The organism is Tardiphaga sp. OK246 (genome assembly GCF_900188215.1).
Taxonomy (GTDB): domain Bacteria; phylum Pseudomonadota; class Alphaproteobacteria; order Rhizobiales; family Xanthobacteraceae; genus Tardiphaga; species Tardiphaga robiniae.
In genome coordinates, this window is record NZ_FZOX01000013.1 from 1 (window position 1) to 12,295 (window position 12,295).

The following is a 12,295-nucleotide window of genomic DNA, read 5'->3' on the forward strand; positions in this document are numbered from 1 at the left end:
ATCGCCATGGAAGTGCACCTGATCGTGCCGATCGCGATGGAAGAGAAGCTGCGCTTCGCCATCCGTGAAGGCGGCCGCACCGTCGGTGCAGGCGTCGTCGCTAGCATCATCGAGTAAGGACGCGAACAGGAAGTCGTGAGTAGCGGGTCTCGCTACTCGCTACTCGCAACAACCATTCGCTTTCAAAGAAAGACACGGCAATGAACGGCCAGAATATCCGCATTCGTCTCAAGGCGTTCGATCATCGTATCCTCGATGCATCAACCCGTGAGATCGTAAGCACCGCGAAGCGCACGGGTGCACAGGTCCGTGGACCCATCCCGCTGCCGACGCGCATCGAGAAGTTCACGGTCAACCGTTCGCCGCACGTCGACAAGAAGAGCCGCGAGCAGTTCGAGATGCGCACTCATAAGCGTCTTCTCGATATCGTCGATCCGACCCCGCAGACAGTCGATGCTTTGATGAAGCTCGACCTGGCCGCCGGTGTCGACGTCGAGATCAAGCTCTAAGTATTTAGGTCCCGTCCGGTCAAACGGACAGAAAGAACAGGAAGCACGCCGATGCGCTCCGGAGTGATCGCACAAAAGGTCGGGATGACCCGGGTCTTCACAGACGCCGGTGAACATATCCCTGTGACCGTGCTCAAGCTGGGTAACTGCCAGGTGGTTGGCCACCTCACCAGCGAGAAGAACGGTTACGTCGCGCTGCAGCTCGGATCGGGCTCGCGCAAGACCGTGTATTTGCCCAAGGCTGAACGCGGCCAGTTCGCGGTCGCCAAGGTTGAACCCAAGCGGAAGGTCGCGGAATTCCGCGTGTCGGAAGACGCGCTGATCCCGGTCGGCGCCGAGATCCAGGCAGACCACTTCGTGGTTGGCCAGTTCGTCGATGTCACCGGCACCTCGGTCGGTAAGGGCTTCGCCGGTGGTATGAAGCGCTGGAATTTCGGCGGTCTTCGCGCCACGCACGGTGTGTCGGTTTCGCATCGTTCGATCGGTTCGACCGGTGGTCGTCAGGATCCCGGCAAGACCTTCAAGAACAAGAAGATGCCCGGTCACATGGGTGTCGATCGTATCACCACGCTCAACCTGCGCGTCGTGCAGCTTGATGTCGAGCGCGGCCTGATCCTCGTCGAAGGTGCCGTTCCCGGCTCCAAGGGCGGTTGGATTTCGGTTCGCGATGCGGTGAAGAAGGCTCTGCCGAAGGACGCGCCGAAGCCCGGCAAGTTCAAGCTGGCAGGAGAGGGTGCGACCGTTGAAGCACCTGCGGCCGAGCAGGAAGGAGCGTGAGATGAAACTGAACGTCACCACGCTTGAGGGCAAGGACGCCGGCTCGATCGAGCTGTCGGATGCCATCTTCGGTCTCGATCCGCGCGCCGACATCATCCAGCGTTGCGTCAACTGGCAGCTCGCAAAGCGCCAGTCGGGCAACCACAAGGCTAAGGGCCGCGCCGAAATCTGGCGCACCGGCAAGAAGATGTACAAGCAGAAGGGCACCGGCGGTGCTCGTCACGGTTCGGCTCGCGTTCCGCAGTTCCGCGGCGGTGGTCGTGCCTTCGGTCCGGTCGTTCGCTCCCATGCGTTCGATCTGCCGAAGAAGGTCCGTGCACTCGCGCTGAAGCATGCTCTGTCGGCGAAGGCCAAGGACGGCGGCTTGATCGTGATCGAGAACGCCAATTTGGAAGCCGCCAAGACCAAGGCTCTGCTCGGTCACTTCACGGGTCTCGGCCTGACCAACGCGTTGATCATCGATGGCGCCGAGGTTCATGTCGGTTTCGCTCAGGCGGCCCGTAACATTCCGAACATTGACGTGCTGCCGATCCAGGGCATCAACGTCTATGACATTCTGCGTCGTCAGAAGCTGGTTCTGACCAAGGCGGCGCTTGATGCGTTGGAGGCGCGCTTCAAATGAAGAATATCGACCCGCGCCATTACGACGTGATCGTTGCCCCTGTGGTGACGGAAAAGGCCACTGTCGCTTCTGAATTCAACAAGGTTGTTTTCAAGGTCGACGGCAAGGCCACCAAGCCGCAGATCAAGGAAGCCGTCGAAAAGCTGTTCGACGTCAAGGTAAAGAGCGTGAACACGCTGGTTCGCAAGGGCAAGACGAAGATCTTCCGTGGCAACCTCGGTTCACAGTCGAACGTCAAGCGTGCGATCGTGACCCTCGAAGAGGGCCACCGCATCGACGTTACGACCGGACTGTAAGGGCGATCAACGATGGCACTTAAGACATTCAACCCAACGACACCCGGCCAGCGTCAGCTGGTCATGGTGGATCGTTCCGCGCTGTACAAGGGCAAGCCTGTCAAGGCTCTGACCGAAGGCAAGCACTCGGCTGGCGGTCGTAACAACACCGGTCGCATCACGGTGCGCTTCCGTGGCGGTGGCCACAAGAAGTCCTATCGTATCGTCGACTTCAAGCGTTCCAAGGTCGACGTTCCGGCCGTGGTCGAGCGTCTGGAATACGATCCGAACCGCACCGCGTTCATCGCGCTGATCAAGTATACCGATGGCGAGCAGGCTTATATCCTGGCGCCGCAGCGTCTGGCCGTTGGCGATACCGTCATCGCCGGCAGCTATGTCGACGTGAAGCCGGGCAATGTCATGCCGCTCGGCAACATGCCGATCGGCACGATCATCCACAACGTCGAGATGAAGATCGGGAAGGGCGGCCAGATCGCTCGTTCCGCCGGCACCTATGCCCAGCTCGTCGGTCGTGACCATGATTACGTGATCATCCGTCTGAACTCGGGCGAACAGCGCCTGGTTCACGGTCGTTGCACCGCCACCATCGGCGCTGTGTCGAACCCGGATCACATGAACATCTCGATCGGCAAGGCCGGTCGTACCCGCTGGCTCGGCTGGCGTCCGCATAACCGCGGCGTCGTCATGAACCCGATCGACCATCCGCACGGTGGTGGTGAAGGTCGTACCTCGGGTGGTCGTCACCCGGTTACGCCCTGGGGCAAGCCGACCAAGGGCAAGAAGACCCGGTCGAACAAGTCGACCAACAAGTTCATTCTCATCAGCCGCCACAAGCGGAAGAAGTAAGGATCGCCGGACATGGTTCGTTCAGTCTGGAAAGGCCCGTTCGTCGAGGGTTCGCTGCTCAAGAAGGCAGATGCCGCTCGTTCGTCTGGTCGTCATGATGTGATCAAGATCTGGAGCCGTCGCTCGACGATCTTGCCGCAGTTCGTGGGTCTCACCTTCGGCGTTTACAACGGCCAGAAGCATGTACCTGTCGCTGTGAACGAGGAAATGGTTGGTCACAAGTTCGGCGAGTTCTCGCCGACCCGTACCTTCCATGGCCACGCCGGCGACAAGAAAGCCAAGAAGGGCTGAGGACTAAGTCATGAGCAAGCCAAAGCGCGAACGGAGCCTCCCGGATAACGAGGCCAAGGCGATCGCCCGCATGTTGCGCGTGAGCCCGCAGAAGCTGAACCTGGTTGCGCAGATGATCCGCGGCCGCAAGGCTTCGGCTGCACTCGCCGACCTGCAGTTCTCGCGCAAGCGGATCGCGGTCGACGTGAAGAAGTGCCTGGAATCGGCGATCGCTAACGCCGAGAACAACCATGACCTCGACGTTGACGCACTGATCGTCTCCGAGGCGCATGTCGGCAAGGGCATCGTGATGAAGCGTTTCAGTCCGCGCGGCCGTGGCCGTTCGGGCCGTATCTTTAAACCGTTTGCGCAGCTGACGATTGTCGTTCGTCAGGTCGAAGCAGAAGCAGCAGCGTAAGCAGGCGCAGGAGAATAAGATGGGTCAGAAGATCAATCCAATCGGTCTGCGTCTTGGCATCAACCGTACGTGGGATTCACGTTGGTATGCCGGCAAGAACGAATACGGCAAGTTGTTGCACGAAGACGTCAAGATCCGCGAGATCCTGCATAAGGAGCTCAAGCAGGCTGCCGTCGCCAAGATCATCATCGAGCGCCCGCATAAGAAGTGCCGCGTGACCATTCAGTCGGCTCGTCCGGGTGTTGTCATCGGCAAGAAGGGCGCCGACATCGACAAGCTTCGCAAGAAGGTTGCCGACATCACCTCTTCGGACGTGGTGATCAACATCGTCGAAATCCGCAAGCCGGAGCTCGATGCGACCCTGGTCGCCGAGTCGATCGCACAGCAGCTCGAGCGCCGCGTTGCGTTCCGCCGTGCGATGAAGCGGGCAGTGCAGTCGGCCATGCGTCTCGGCGCCGAAGGCATTCGTATCAACTGCTCGGGTCGTCTGGGCGGTGCGGAAATCGCGCGTATGGAATGGTATCGCGAAGGTCGCGTGCCGCTGCACACGCTGCGTGCGGATATCGATTACGGCGTAGCCACCGCGTTTACGACGTTCGGCACCTGCGGCGTCAAGGTCTGGATCTTCAAGGGCGAAATCCTCGAGCACGATCCGATGGCTCAGGACAAGCGCATGGCCGAGGGTGACAATTCCCGGCCGCGTCGCGACGCTGCTTGAGCGTTTAATTAGAAGGTTTGAGGGCGTAAGCCATGATGCAACCAAAGAAGACCAAGTTCCGGAAGGCGCATAAGGGCCGGATCCACGGCGTTGCGACTTCGGGCGCCACGCTGGCTTTCGGTCAGTTCGGCCTGAAGGCAATGGCGCCGGAGCGTCTGACCGCGCGTCAGATCGAAGCTGCCCGTCGCGCGCTGACCCGTCACATGAAGCGTGCCGGCCGCGTCTGGATCCGGGTGTTCCCGGATCTTCCGGTTTCGAAGAAGCCCGCTGAAGTCCGAATGGGCTCCGGCAAGGGTACCCCGGAACTGTGGGTTGCGCGCGTCAAGCCAGGCCGAGTGATCTTCGAGATCGACGGTGTCACCACGCAGATTGCCAAGGAAGCGATGACCCTCGCTGCCGCCAAGCTGCCGATCAAGACGCGTTTCGTTACGCGCATTGCGGAGTAGAGCCATGGCCGAAATGAAAACCAGCGATATCCGCGCAATGAGCCCCGATCAGATGGACGACGCCGTCCTCAATCTGAAGAAGGAGCGTTTCAACTTGCGCTTCCAGCGCGCCACCGGGCAGCTGGAAAACACCTCTCGCCTTCGTGAGGCGCGTCGTGATATTGCACGAATCAAGACCATCGCCGCGCAGAAGCGCGACGGTAAGTCGAAGTAAGGGGCCGAACATGCCGAAACGTACTCTGCAGGGCGTGGTCGTCAGCGACAAGCAAGCCAAGACGGTTGTTGTTCGCGTTGACCGTCGCTTTACGCACCCGATCTACAAGAAGACCATTCGCCGTTCGAAAAACTACCATGCCCACGACGAGAACAACGAGTTCAAGCCGGGCGACATGGTGTGGATCGAAGAGAGCAAGCCGATGTCGAAGCTGAAGCACTGGACGGTTGTCCGGGGCGAACAGAAGAAGACTGCCTAAAAACGCGCAATAGCGCATAATCAGAGGACGAGGTGCATCAATGATTCAGATGCAGACCAACCTCGACGTGGCCGATAATTCAGGCGCACGCCGTGTCATGTGCATTAAGGTGATTGGTGGATCCAAGCGCCGTTATGCATCCGTTGGCGACGTAATTGTCGTATCGATCAAGGAAGCCATCCCACGCGGGAAGGTGAAGAAGGGCGACGTCATGAAGGCGGTCGTCGTGCGCGTCCGCAAGGACATTCGCCGCCCGGATGGCTCTGTCATCCGCTTCGATCGCAACGCTGCCGTGCTGATCAACAATCAGTCCGAGCCGATCGGTACCCGTATCTTCGGGCCCGTGCCGCGTGAGCTGCGCGCCAAGAACCACATGAAAATCATCTCGCTTGCGCCGGAGGTGCTGTAATGGCTGCCAAAATTCGCAAGGGTGACAAGGTCATCGTGCTGAACGGTCGCGACAAGGGCCGTACCGGCGAAGTGTTTGAAGTGCGCCCGACCGAGGGCAAGGCGCTGGTTCGCGGCGTCAACCTGGTCAAGCGTCACCAGAAGCAGACCCAGGCACAGGAAGGCGGCATCATCTCGAAAGAGGCGCCGATCCAACTGTCCAACATCGCGATCGTCGGCAAGGACGGCAAGCCGACTCGCGTTGGTTTCAAGATCCAGGCTGATGGCACCAAGGTGCGCATCGCCAAGCGTTCGGGAGCAGAGATCGATGTCTGAGACCGTCTACATTCCGCGCCTGCGCGTCGAATACGACAAGTCCATTCGTGCCAAGCTGACTGAACAGTTCGGCTACGAAAACGTCATGCAGGTTCCGCGCCTCGACAAGATCGTCCTGAACATGGGCGTTGGCGAAGCTGTGAACGACCGCAAGAAGGCCGAAACCGCTGCCGGCGACCTGTCGCTGATCGCCGGTCAGAAGGCCATCGTGACCTATTCGCGCGTTGCTATCGCGACCTTCAAGCTGCGTGAAAACCAGCCAATCGGCGCCAAGGTGACTCTCCGCAAGACGAAGATGTACGAGTTCATCGATCGTCTGGTGAACGTCGCTCTGCCGCGCGTGCGAGATTTCCGTGGCCTGAACGCCAAGAGCTTCGACGGCCGTGGCAACTACTCGCTCGGTCTCAAAGAGCACATCATTTTCCCGGAAATCGATTTCGACAAGGCCGGGGATACGCCGCTGGGCATGGACATCACGGTGTGCACCACTGCGCGCACCGACGACGAGGCCCGCGCTTTGTTGACCGCTTTCAATTTCCCGTTCCGGCAGTGAGTAGCTGAAAAGCTTCTCAAACGCGGTAACCCAGGAGCCAAGCATGGCAAAGAAGAGTTCGATCGAGAAGAACAACCGTCGGAAGAAGATGTCCGCGAACGCTGCGCCGAAGCGCGCGCGTCTCAAGGCCATCATCGCCGACAAGACCAAGCCGATGGAAGAGCGGTTCGCCGCAACGTTGAAGCTCGCCGAGCTTCCGCGCAATTCATCGCCCGTTCGGATCATGAACCGTTGCGAAATCACCGGTCGTCCGCATTCGGTCTATCGTATCAACAAGCTCAGCCGTATCGCGCTGCGTGAACTCGGCTCGAAGGGCCTGGTTCCCGGGCTCGTGAAGTCCAGCTGGTAAGGGGGGCGGAACATGTCGACCCACGATCCAATCAGCGATCTCATCACCCGTATCCGCAATGCGCAGATGCGTACCAAGTCCAAGGTTTCGACCCCGGGCTCCAAGATGCGCGCCAACGTGCTCGAAGTGCTGAAGAACGAAGGCTACATCCGTGGCTTCGCCAGCGTCGAGCATTCGTCGGGCCGTTCGGAACTCGAGATCGAACTCAAGTATTTCGATGGCGAACCGGTCATCCGCGAAATCGAGCGTGTTTCGAAGCCAGGACGTCGCGTTTACGTCTCGGTGAAGAACCTGCCGCGCGTGAAGAACGGCCTCGGTATCTCCGTTTTGTCGACGCCCAAGGGAATTATGGCCGACCACGACGCGCGCGACGCGAATGTGGGCGGTGAAGTTCTCTTCACGGTGTTCTGAGGAAGGATCAGTCATGTCACGAGTTGGCAAGAAGCCAGTGGCGGTGACCGCGGGAGTTACCGCGTCCGTCGAAGGCCAGACCGTCAAGATGAAGGGCCCCAAGGGCGCTCTTCAGTTCGTCGTGCACGACGACGTGGTGGTGAAGATGGAAGAGGGCGCAATCAAGGTTGCTCCTCGCGTCGAAACCAATCGCGCCCGTGCACTGTACGGTACTGCTCGCGCGCAGATCGCGAATCTGCTCGAAGGCGTTACCAAGGGTTTCGAGAAGAAGCTCGAGATCACCGGCGTCGGTTATCGTGCGGCCCTGCAGGGCAAGAACCTGCAGCTGGCGCTCGGTTACAGCCACGATGTCGTCTACGCGATCCCGGAAGGCATCACCATCACGGTGCCGAAGCCGACCGAGATCAACGTCGCCGGCAACGACTCGCAGCGCGTCGGTCAGGTAGCAGCGGAGATCCGCAGCTATCGTCCGCCAGAGCCCTATAAGGGCAAGGGCGTACGTTATTCCGACGAGTTTATCTTCCGCAAGGAAGGCAAGAAGAAGTAACGGAGCCGGTCATGTCGAAACTCAAGATTACGAATGCCCGGCGCAAGCAACGCGTGCGGCTGTCGCTCCGCCGGACTGCCAATGGCCGTCCGCGCCTGTCAATCTTCCGCTCGTCGAAGCACATCTACGCGCAGGTCATCGACGACCTGAAGGGCGAGACGCTCGCTTCCGCGTCGTCGCTGGAGAAGGCGATGCGCGAAACCGGGAAGACCGGTGCGGACGTCGATGCGGCGCAGGCTGTCGGCAAGCTGCTGGCAGAGCGCGCGGTCAAGAATGGCGTCAAGGAAGTGGTGTTCGACCGTGGTCAGTATCTGTACCACGGCCGCGTCAAGGCGCTGGCAGATGCAGCTCGCGAAGGCGGGCTCAGCTTCTAAGCGATTTCACTTTCGTTGATTTGCAAGTTGCAGATTTGAACGGACACAGGGTTAGAAGCGAAAGCTTCGCAAGGATTGGAAAACACCATGGCAGGTGAACGCGAACGCGGCGGACGCGACCGGGGCCCCCGGGAAGAGCGTGATAGTGAGTTCGTCGACAAGCTCGTCCACATCAATCGTGTGGCGAAGGTCGTCAAGGGCGGTAAGCGCTTCGGCTTTGCAGCTCTGGTCGTCATTGGCGATCAGAAGGGCAGGGTCGGGTTCGGTCACGGTAAGGCCCGTGAAGTTCCGGAAGCAATCCGCAAGGCAACCGAGTCGGCCAAGCGCAACCTGACGCGCGTCGCTCTGCGCGAAGGTCGCACGCTGCATCACGACATCGCTGGCCGTCATGGCGCGGGTCGCGTGTATCTGCGTGCCGCTCCGGCTGGTACCGGCATCATCGCCGGCGGTCCGATGCGCGCTGTGTTCGAAACGCTGGGTATCCAGGACGTGGTGGCCAAGTCGATCGGTTCGTCGAATCCCTACAACATGGTTCGCGCCACTTTCGACGCGCTGAAGCATCAGGATTCGCCGCGTTCGGTTGCTGCTCGCCGCAACATCAAGGTGTCCACCCTGCAGTCGCGCCGCGTTGGCGGTGACGCCGAGCTGGTTGCCGAATAACAGGCATGATTCGGAAAAGTGGATCTCCACTTTTCTGATAAGGATCATGCCCTCTAAAAAGACTTTTTGGAGTTATCACGATGGCCAAGGCCGCAAAGATGATCAAGGTCGAGCAGGTCGCCAGCGCAATTCGCCGGCACCACTCGCAGCGTTCTACGCTGATCGGCCTCAAGCTCAACAAGATCGGTCGCGTTAGCGAATTGCAGGACACTCCTGAAGTTCGCGGCATGATCACCAAAGTGCAGCACCTCGTCCGCGTGGTCGAGGATAAGTAAGTTCACGTCGTCTCACTGCGGCCGCCAGGTTGCCGCAGGGATGACACTGTTGACCTTCGAGGTCCGGATCTGCCGGTAAGCCTCGGGAAGACAGGGCGAAACAGGGAAAAGAACGATGAAGCTCAGCGATATCGCCGATAACGCCGGCTCCCGTAAGAAGCGTATGCGCGTCGGCCGTGGCATCGGCTCCGGCAAGGGCAAGACCGCGGGCCGCGGCGGCAAGGGCCAGACCGCACGTTCGGGCGTCCGCATCAAGGGCTTCGAGGGCGGCCAGATGCCGTTGCATCGTCGTCTGCCGAAGCGCGGCTTCAACAACATCTTCCGTCTCGATTACGCCGAGATCAACCTGGACCGCCTCCAGGACGCGATCGATGCGAAGACCATCGACATCAAGGCCGTGATCAATGCTGAATCGCTGGTGAAGGCTGGCGTTCTGCGCCGCTTGAAGGCTGGTGTGCGTGTTCTCGGCCGTGGCGAGATCAAGGCCAAGATCAACATCGAAGTGCACGGCGCCACCAAGACGGCGATCGAAGCCATCGAGAAGGCTGGCGGTTCGGTGAAGATCATCGCGCCGAAGAAGGCCGACGGCGAAGCTGCGTAACATCTGCGGCATCGCCTGCGTCTGTGGGCGGCCTTGCGTGATGTGGCAGTAGATTTTATCAATGCCGAGCACCAAATAATGTCCGGCCTCCGCTGCATGCCCCGCTCTTTCGGGGCATGATGGCGAAAGGGGCGCGGGAGAAAGCCAAACATGGTCTCTGCAGCAGAGCAATTAGCAGCAAACCTCAACTTTTCGGCCCTCGGCAAGGCCGATGAACTGAAGAAGCGCATCTGGTTCACACTGGGTGCGCTGCTTGTTTATCGGCTCGGCACCTATATTCCGCTGCCCGGCATCGATCCGGCCGCGTGGGAGCAGGTGTTCAAGCAGCAGGCCGGCGGCATCCTCGGCATGTTCAACATGTTCGCGGGCGGCGGCATCAACCGCATGGCGATTTTCGCGCTGAACATCATGCCGTATATTTCGGCATCGATTATCATTCAGCTGCTGACCACTGTGTCGCCCCAGCTCGAAGCTCTCAAGAAAGAGGGTGAGGCGGGCCGCAAGACGCTGAACCAGTATACCCGTTACCTGACTGTCATCCTCGCCGCGTTCCAGTCCTATGCCATTGCGGCGGGTCTGCAGGGCGCCGGCAATGTCGTCAGCGAACCCGGCATGTTCTTCCTGATCTCGACCTCGGTCACGCTGACCGGCGGCACGATGTTCCTGATGTGGCTGGGTGAGCAGATCACCTCGCGCGGCATCGGCAACGGCATCTCGCTGATCATTCTTGCCGGCATCGTGGCCGAGCTTCCGTCGGCGATCGCCAATATGCTCGAACTGGGTCGTCAGGGCGCACTGTCGACCGGTCTGATCCTGGTCGTCATCGTGATGGCCGTGGTCGTGATCGCCTTCATCGTGTTCATGGAGCGCGCCCAGCGCCGCCTGCTGATCCAGTATCCGAAGCGCCAGGTCGGCAACAAGATGTTCGAGGGCCAGTCCTCGCATCTGCCGCTGAAGCTCAACACCTCGGGCGTGATCCCGCCGATCTTCGCGTCATCGCTGCTGTTGCTGCCAGCGACCATCGCGAGCTTCAACGCAGGCAAGGGGCCGGAATGGTTCCAGTGGCTGACCACGCAGCTCAGCCATGGTCGTCCGCTGTTCCTGATCATGTATGTGTCATTGATCGTGTTCTTCGCGTTCTTCTACACGGCGATCGTGTTCAACCCGACCGAGACTGCCGACAATCTGAAGAAGCACGGCGGCTTCATCCCGGGCATTCGCCCGGGTGAGCGGACCGCAGAATACATCGACTATGTGCTCTCGCGCATCACTGTACTCGGCGCTGCCTATCTCGCCGTGGTCTGCTTGATCCCCGAGATCCTGATTTCCTACGCCTCGGTGCCGTTCTACTTCGGCGGCACGTCGCTGCTGATCGTGGTCAGTGTCACCATGGACACTGTGGCGCAGGTGCAGGGCTATCTGCTGGCGCACCAGTATGAAGGTTTGATCCGCAAGTCGAAGCTGAGGGGCCGGCGCAAATGAGGTTGATTCTTCTCGGGCCGCCGGGGGCGGGCAAGGGAACTCAGGCACATCGTCTTGTCGAACGTCACAACATCGTTCAGCTGTCCACCGGTGACATGCTGCGTGCTGCCGTGGCTGCCGAGACCGAAGTTGGCCTCAAGGCCAAGGACATCATGGCCGCTGGCGGCCTGGTGCCCGATGATATTGTGATCGGGATCATCTCGGATCGCATCGAGGTGCCGGATGCCGCCAACGGCTTCATCCTCGACGGCTTCCCGCGTACCGTGCCGCAGGCTGAAGCGCTGGATGCACTGCTGAAGTCCAAGGGGCTTCATCTCGATGCTGCCGTTGAGCTCCGCGTCAATGAGAGCGCGCTGTTGCAGCGTGTCGAAGCCCGTGTCGCGCAGATGATGGAGCGCGGCGAGACCGTGCGCATCGATGATACGCCGGAAGTGCTGTCGAAGCGTTTGGCGAGCTACCGCACCTCGACCGAGCCGCTGGTGCATTATTATTCGGAGAAGCGGAAGCTGGTGACCATCGATGGCATGATGACCATCGAAGAGGTGACGGCTGAGATCAACCGCGTGCTGGCAGCGATTCTCGCCGCCGATGAGTCGGCGAAGAAGTCGGCCCGCAAGCCCGCCAAGAAGGCTGCTGCCGCCAAGCGTGGATCTGCTCCGGCCAAGAAAGCGGCCAAATCGGCCAAAAAAGCTGCGAAGGCAGTCAAGAAGGCCAAGAAGGCGCCAGTAAAGGCCGCCAAGAAGGCAAAGGCGGCCAAGAAAGCCGTAAAGAAGACTGTCAAGAAAACGGTCAAAAAGGCGGTAAAAGCGGCCAAAAAGGCTGTAAAATCGGCTTCGAAGGCCAAAACCAGCAAGTCGGCCAAAAAGCCAGCCAAGAAAGCCGGTAAAGTGGCCAAGAAAGCCGGCAAAAAGCGCGTCAAACGCTAGAGCAGGTTGACGAAACGAA

24 protein-coding genes are annotated in these 12,295 nt (G+C 60.0%); all 24 read left to right on the forward strand.

Going from position 1 to position 12,295, the window contains the following annotated elements; all coding sequences use genetic code 11:
- On the forward strand, positions 1 to 117 hold a 117-nt coding region (locus CHC01_RS30895), incomplete at its 5' end, for an EF-Tu C-terminal domain-related protein (protein ID WP_502695694.1).
- Between the two features lie 83 nt (positions 118 to 200).
- Positions 201 to 509 carry a 30S ribosomal protein S10 gene (gene rpsJ, locus CHC01_RS30900; RefSeq protein WP_013166261.1) on the forward strand — a complete coding sequence of 103 codons (309 nt, stop codon included), beginning with the start codon at positions 201 to 203 and terminating at the stop codon, positions 507 to 509.
- Positions 510 to 560: 51 nt separating this feature from the next.
- Positions 561 to 1,286 carry a 50S ribosomal protein L3 gene (gene rplC, locus CHC01_RS30905; protein WP_068731496.1) on the forward strand — a complete coding sequence of 242 codons (726 nt, stop codon included), beginning with the start codon at positions 561 to 563 and terminating at the stop codon, positions 1,284 to 1,286.
- Position 1,287: 1 nt separating this feature from the next.
- Complete coding sequence (gene rplD, locus CHC01_RS30910; RefSeq protein ID WP_089268169.1) at positions 1,288 to 1,908, forward strand: 50S ribosomal protein L4; 621 nt, start codon at positions 1,288 to 1,290, stop codon at positions 1,906 to 1,908.
- Positions 1,905 to 2,204: a 50S ribosomal protein L23 gene (locus tag CHC01_RS30915; protein ID WP_068731492.1), complete on the forward strand. Its 300-nt coding sequence runs from the start codon at positions 1,905 to 1,907 to the stop codon at positions 2,202 to 2,204. The genes rplD and CHC01_RS30915 overlap by 4 nt, the downstream gene beginning before the upstream one ends.
- A gap of 12 nt (positions 2,205 to 2,216) precedes the next feature.
- The gene (gene rplB, locus CHC01_RS30920; RefSeq protein WP_068731490.1) at positions 2,217 to 3,050 is read left to right on the forward strand and encodes a 50S ribosomal protein L2; all 834 of its coding nucleotides are present in this window, start codon (positions 2,217 to 2,219) and stop codon (positions 3,048 to 3,050) included.
- 12 nt (positions 3,051 to 3,062) lie between these two features.
- Positions 3,063 to 3,341: a 30S ribosomal protein S19 gene (rpsS, locus tag CHC01_RS30925; RefSeq protein WP_089268170.1), complete on the forward strand. Its 279-nt coding sequence runs from the start codon at positions 3,063 to 3,065 to the stop codon at positions 3,339 to 3,341.
- Positions 3,342 to 3,351: 10 nt separating this feature from the next.
- A complete protein-coding gene (gene rplV / locus CHC01_RS30930) occupies positions 3,352 to 3,738 on the forward strand; it encodes a 50S ribosomal protein L22 (RefSeq protein ID WP_068731486.1) in 387 nt (128 codons plus the stop codon).
- Between the two features lie 19 nt (positions 3,739 to 3,757).
- On the forward strand, positions 3,758 to 4,456 hold the full coding sequence (gene rpsC / locus CHC01_RS30935; protein ID WP_068731624.1) for a 30S ribosomal protein S3: 699 nt from the start codon (positions 3,758 to 3,760) through the stop codon (positions 4,454 to 4,456).
- Between the two features lie 32 nt (positions 4,457 to 4,488).
- A complete protein-coding gene (rplP, locus tag CHC01_RS30940; protein ID WP_089268171.1) occupies positions 4,489 to 4,902 on the forward strand; it encodes a 50S ribosomal protein L16 in 414 nt (137 codons plus the stop codon).
- Between the two features lie 4 nt (positions 4,903 to 4,906).
- The gene (gene rpmC / locus CHC01_RS30945; protein WP_089268172.1) at positions 4,907 to 5,116 is read left to right on the forward strand and encodes a 50S ribosomal protein L29; all 210 of its coding nucleotides are present in this window, start codon (positions 4,907 to 4,909) and stop codon (positions 5,114 to 5,116) included.
- Between the two features lie 10 nt (positions 5,117 to 5,126).
- Positions 5,127 to 5,375 carry a 30S ribosomal protein S17 gene (rpsQ, locus tag CHC01_RS30950; protein WP_089268173.1) on the forward strand — a complete coding sequence of 83 codons (249 nt, stop codon included), beginning with the start codon at positions 5,127 to 5,129 and terminating at the stop codon, positions 5,373 to 5,375.
- Between the two features lie 40 nt (positions 5,376 to 5,415).
- A complete protein-coding gene (gene rplN, locus CHC01_RS30955) occupies positions 5,416 to 5,784 on the forward strand; it encodes a 50S ribosomal protein L14 (protein ID WP_068731479.1) in 369 nt (122 codons plus the stop codon).
- The gene (gene rplX, locus CHC01_RS30960) at positions 5,784 to 6,098 is read left to right on the forward strand and encodes a 50S ribosomal protein L24 (RefSeq protein WP_068731477.1); all 315 of its coding nucleotides are present in this window, start codon (positions 5,784 to 5,786) and stop codon (positions 6,096 to 6,098) included. Before rplN ends, rplX begins: the two co-directional genes overlap by 1 nt.
- Entirely contained in the window at positions 6,091 to 6,651 is a 561-nt protein-coding gene (gene rplE / locus CHC01_RS30965; protein ID WP_089268174.1) for a 50S ribosomal protein L5, read from the forward strand. The genes rplX and rplE overlap by 8 nt, the downstream gene beginning before the upstream one ends.
- Positions 6,652 to 6,694: 43 nt before the next feature.
- Positions 6,695 to 7,000, forward strand: a complete 306-nt coding sequence (gene rpsN, locus CHC01_RS30970) for a 30S ribosomal protein S14 (protein ID WP_089268175.1) — start codon at positions 6,695 to 6,697, stop codon at positions 6,998 to 7,000.
- A gap of 12 nt (positions 7,001 to 7,012) precedes the next feature.
- The gene (rpsH, locus tag CHC01_RS30975; RefSeq protein WP_089268176.1) at positions 7,013 to 7,411 is read left to right on the forward strand and encodes a 30S ribosomal protein S8; all 399 of its coding nucleotides are present in this window, start codon (positions 7,013 to 7,015) and stop codon (positions 7,409 to 7,411) included.
- A 13-nt stretch (positions 7,412 to 7,424) separates the two neighbouring features.
- On the forward strand, positions 7,425 to 7,958 hold the full coding sequence (rplF, locus tag CHC01_RS30980; protein ID WP_089268177.1) for a 50S ribosomal protein L6: 534 nt from the start codon (positions 7,425 to 7,427) through the stop codon (positions 7,956 to 7,958).
- Positions 7,959 to 7,969: 11 nt separating this feature from the next.
- Positions 7,970 to 8,332 (forward strand): 50S ribosomal protein L18, encoded by a 363-nt coding sequence (gene rplR / locus CHC01_RS30985; protein WP_068731467.1) that lies wholly within the window; start codon positions 7,970 to 7,972, stop codon positions 8,330 to 8,332.
- Positions 8,333 to 8,419: 87 nt separating this feature from the next.
- Positions 8,420 to 8,992: a 30S ribosomal protein S5 gene (gene rpsE / locus CHC01_RS30990; protein ID WP_068731465.1), complete on the forward strand. Its 573-nt coding sequence runs from the start codon at positions 8,420 to 8,422 to the stop codon at positions 8,990 to 8,992.
- A gap of 80 nt (positions 8,993 to 9,072) precedes the next feature.
- Complete coding sequence (rpmD, locus tag CHC01_RS30995; RefSeq protein ID WP_068731463.1) at positions 9,073 to 9,267, forward strand: 50S ribosomal protein L30; 195 nt, start codon at positions 9,073 to 9,075, stop codon at positions 9,265 to 9,267.
- A 115-nt stretch (positions 9,268 to 9,382) separates the two neighbouring features.
- Entirely contained in the window at positions 9,383 to 9,868 is a 486-nt protein-coding gene (gene rplO / locus CHC01_RS31000) for a 50S ribosomal protein L15 (protein ID WP_089268178.1), read from the forward strand.
- Between the two features lie 150 nt (positions 9,869 to 10,018).
- Positions 10,019 to 11,350, forward strand: a complete 1,332-nt coding sequence (gene secY, locus CHC01_RS31005) for a preprotein translocase subunit SecY (protein ID WP_089268179.1) — start codon at positions 10,019 to 10,021, stop codon at positions 11,348 to 11,350.
- On the forward strand, positions 11,347 to 12,276 hold the full coding sequence (locus CHC01_RS31010; protein WP_089268180.1) for an adenylate kinase: 930 nt from the start codon (positions 11,347 to 11,349) through the stop codon (positions 12,274 to 12,276). Before secY ends, CHC01_RS31010 begins: the two co-directional genes overlap by 4 nt.
- Positions 12,277 to 12,295: the final 19 nt, after the last annotated feature.

Bases quoted from the DNA above. Each gene is read 5' to 3' on its own strand.
- rpsJ (WP_013166261.1), top strand. From the start codon at position 201: ATGAACGGCCAGAATATCCGCATTCGTCTCAAGGCGTTCGATCATCGT.
- rplC (WP_068731496.1), top strand. From the start codon at position 561: ATGCGCTCCGGAGTGATCGCACAAAAGGTCGGGATGACCCGGGTCTTC.
- rplD (WP_089268169.1), top strand. From the start codon at position 1,288: ATGAAACTGAACGTCACCACGCTTGAGGGCAAGGACGCCGGCTCGATC.
- CHC01_RS30915 (WP_068731492.1), top strand. From the start codon at position 1,905: ATGAAGAATATCGACCCGCGCCATTACGACGTGATCGTTGCCCCTGTG.
- rplB (WP_068731490.1), top strand. From the start codon at position 2,217: ATGGCACTTAAGACATTCAACCCAACGACACCCGGCCAGCGTCAGCTG.
- rpsS (WP_089268170.1), top strand. From the start codon at position 3,063: ATGGTTCGTTCAGTCTGGAAAGGCCCGTTCGTCGAGGGTTCGCTGCTC.
- rplV (WP_068731486.1), top strand. From the start codon at position 3,352: ATGAGCAAGCCAAAGCGCGAACGGAGCCTCCCGGATAACGAGGCCAAG.
- rpsC (WP_068731624.1), top strand. From the start codon at position 3,758: ATGGGTCAGAAGATCAATCCAATCGGTCTGCGTCTTGGCATCAACCGT.
- rplP (WP_089268171.1), top strand. From the start codon at position 4,489: ATGATGCAACCAAAGAAGACCAAGTTCCGGAAGGCGCATAAGGGCCGG.
- rpmC (WP_089268172.1), top strand. From the start codon at position 4,907: ATGGCCGAAATGAAAACCAGCGATATCCGCGCAATGAGCCCCGATCAG.
- rpsQ (WP_089268173.1), top strand. From the start codon at position 5,127: ATGCCGAAACGTACTCTGCAGGGCGTGGTCGTCAGCGACAAGCAAGCC.
- rplN (WP_068731479.1), top strand. From the start codon at position 5,416: ATGATTCAGATGCAGACCAACCTCGACGTGGCCGATAATTCAGGCGCA.
- rplX (WP_068731477.1), top strand. From the start codon at position 5,784: ATGGCTGCCAAAATTCGCAAGGGTGACAAGGTCATCGTGCTGAACGGT.
- rplE (WP_089268174.1), top strand. From the start codon at position 6,091: ATGTCTGAGACCGTCTACATTCCGCGCCTGCGCGTCGAATACGACAAG.
- rpsN (WP_089268175.1), top strand. From the start codon at position 6,695: ATGGCAAAGAAGAGTTCGATCGAGAAGAACAACCGTCGGAAGAAGATG.
- rpsH (WP_089268176.1), top strand. From the start codon at position 7,013: ATGTCGACCCACGATCCAATCAGCGATCTCATCACCCGTATCCGCAAT.
- rplF (WP_089268177.1), top strand. From the start codon at position 7,425: ATGTCACGAGTTGGCAAGAAGCCAGTGGCGGTGACCGCGGGAGTTACC.
- rplR (WP_068731467.1), top strand. From the start codon at position 7,970: ATGTCGAAACTCAAGATTACGAATGCCCGGCGCAAGCAACGCGTGCGG.
- rpsE (WP_068731465.1), top strand. From the start codon at position 8,420: ATGGCAGGTGAACGCGAACGCGGCGGACGCGACCGGGGCCCCCGGGAA.
- rpmD (WP_068731463.1), top strand. From the start codon at position 9,073: ATGGCCAAGGCCGCAAAGATGATCAAGGTCGAGCAGGTCGCCAGCGCA.
- rplO (WP_089268178.1), top strand. From the start codon at position 9,383: ATGAAGCTCAGCGATATCGCCGATAACGCCGGCTCCCGTAAGAAGCGT.
- secY (WP_089268179.1), top strand. From the start codon at position 10,019: ATGGTCTCTGCAGCAGAGCAATTAGCAGCAAACCTCAACTTTTCGGCC.
- CHC01_RS31010 (WP_089268180.1), top strand. From the start codon at position 11,347: ATGAGGTTGATTCTTCTCGGGCCGCCGGGGGCGGGCAAGGGAACTCAG.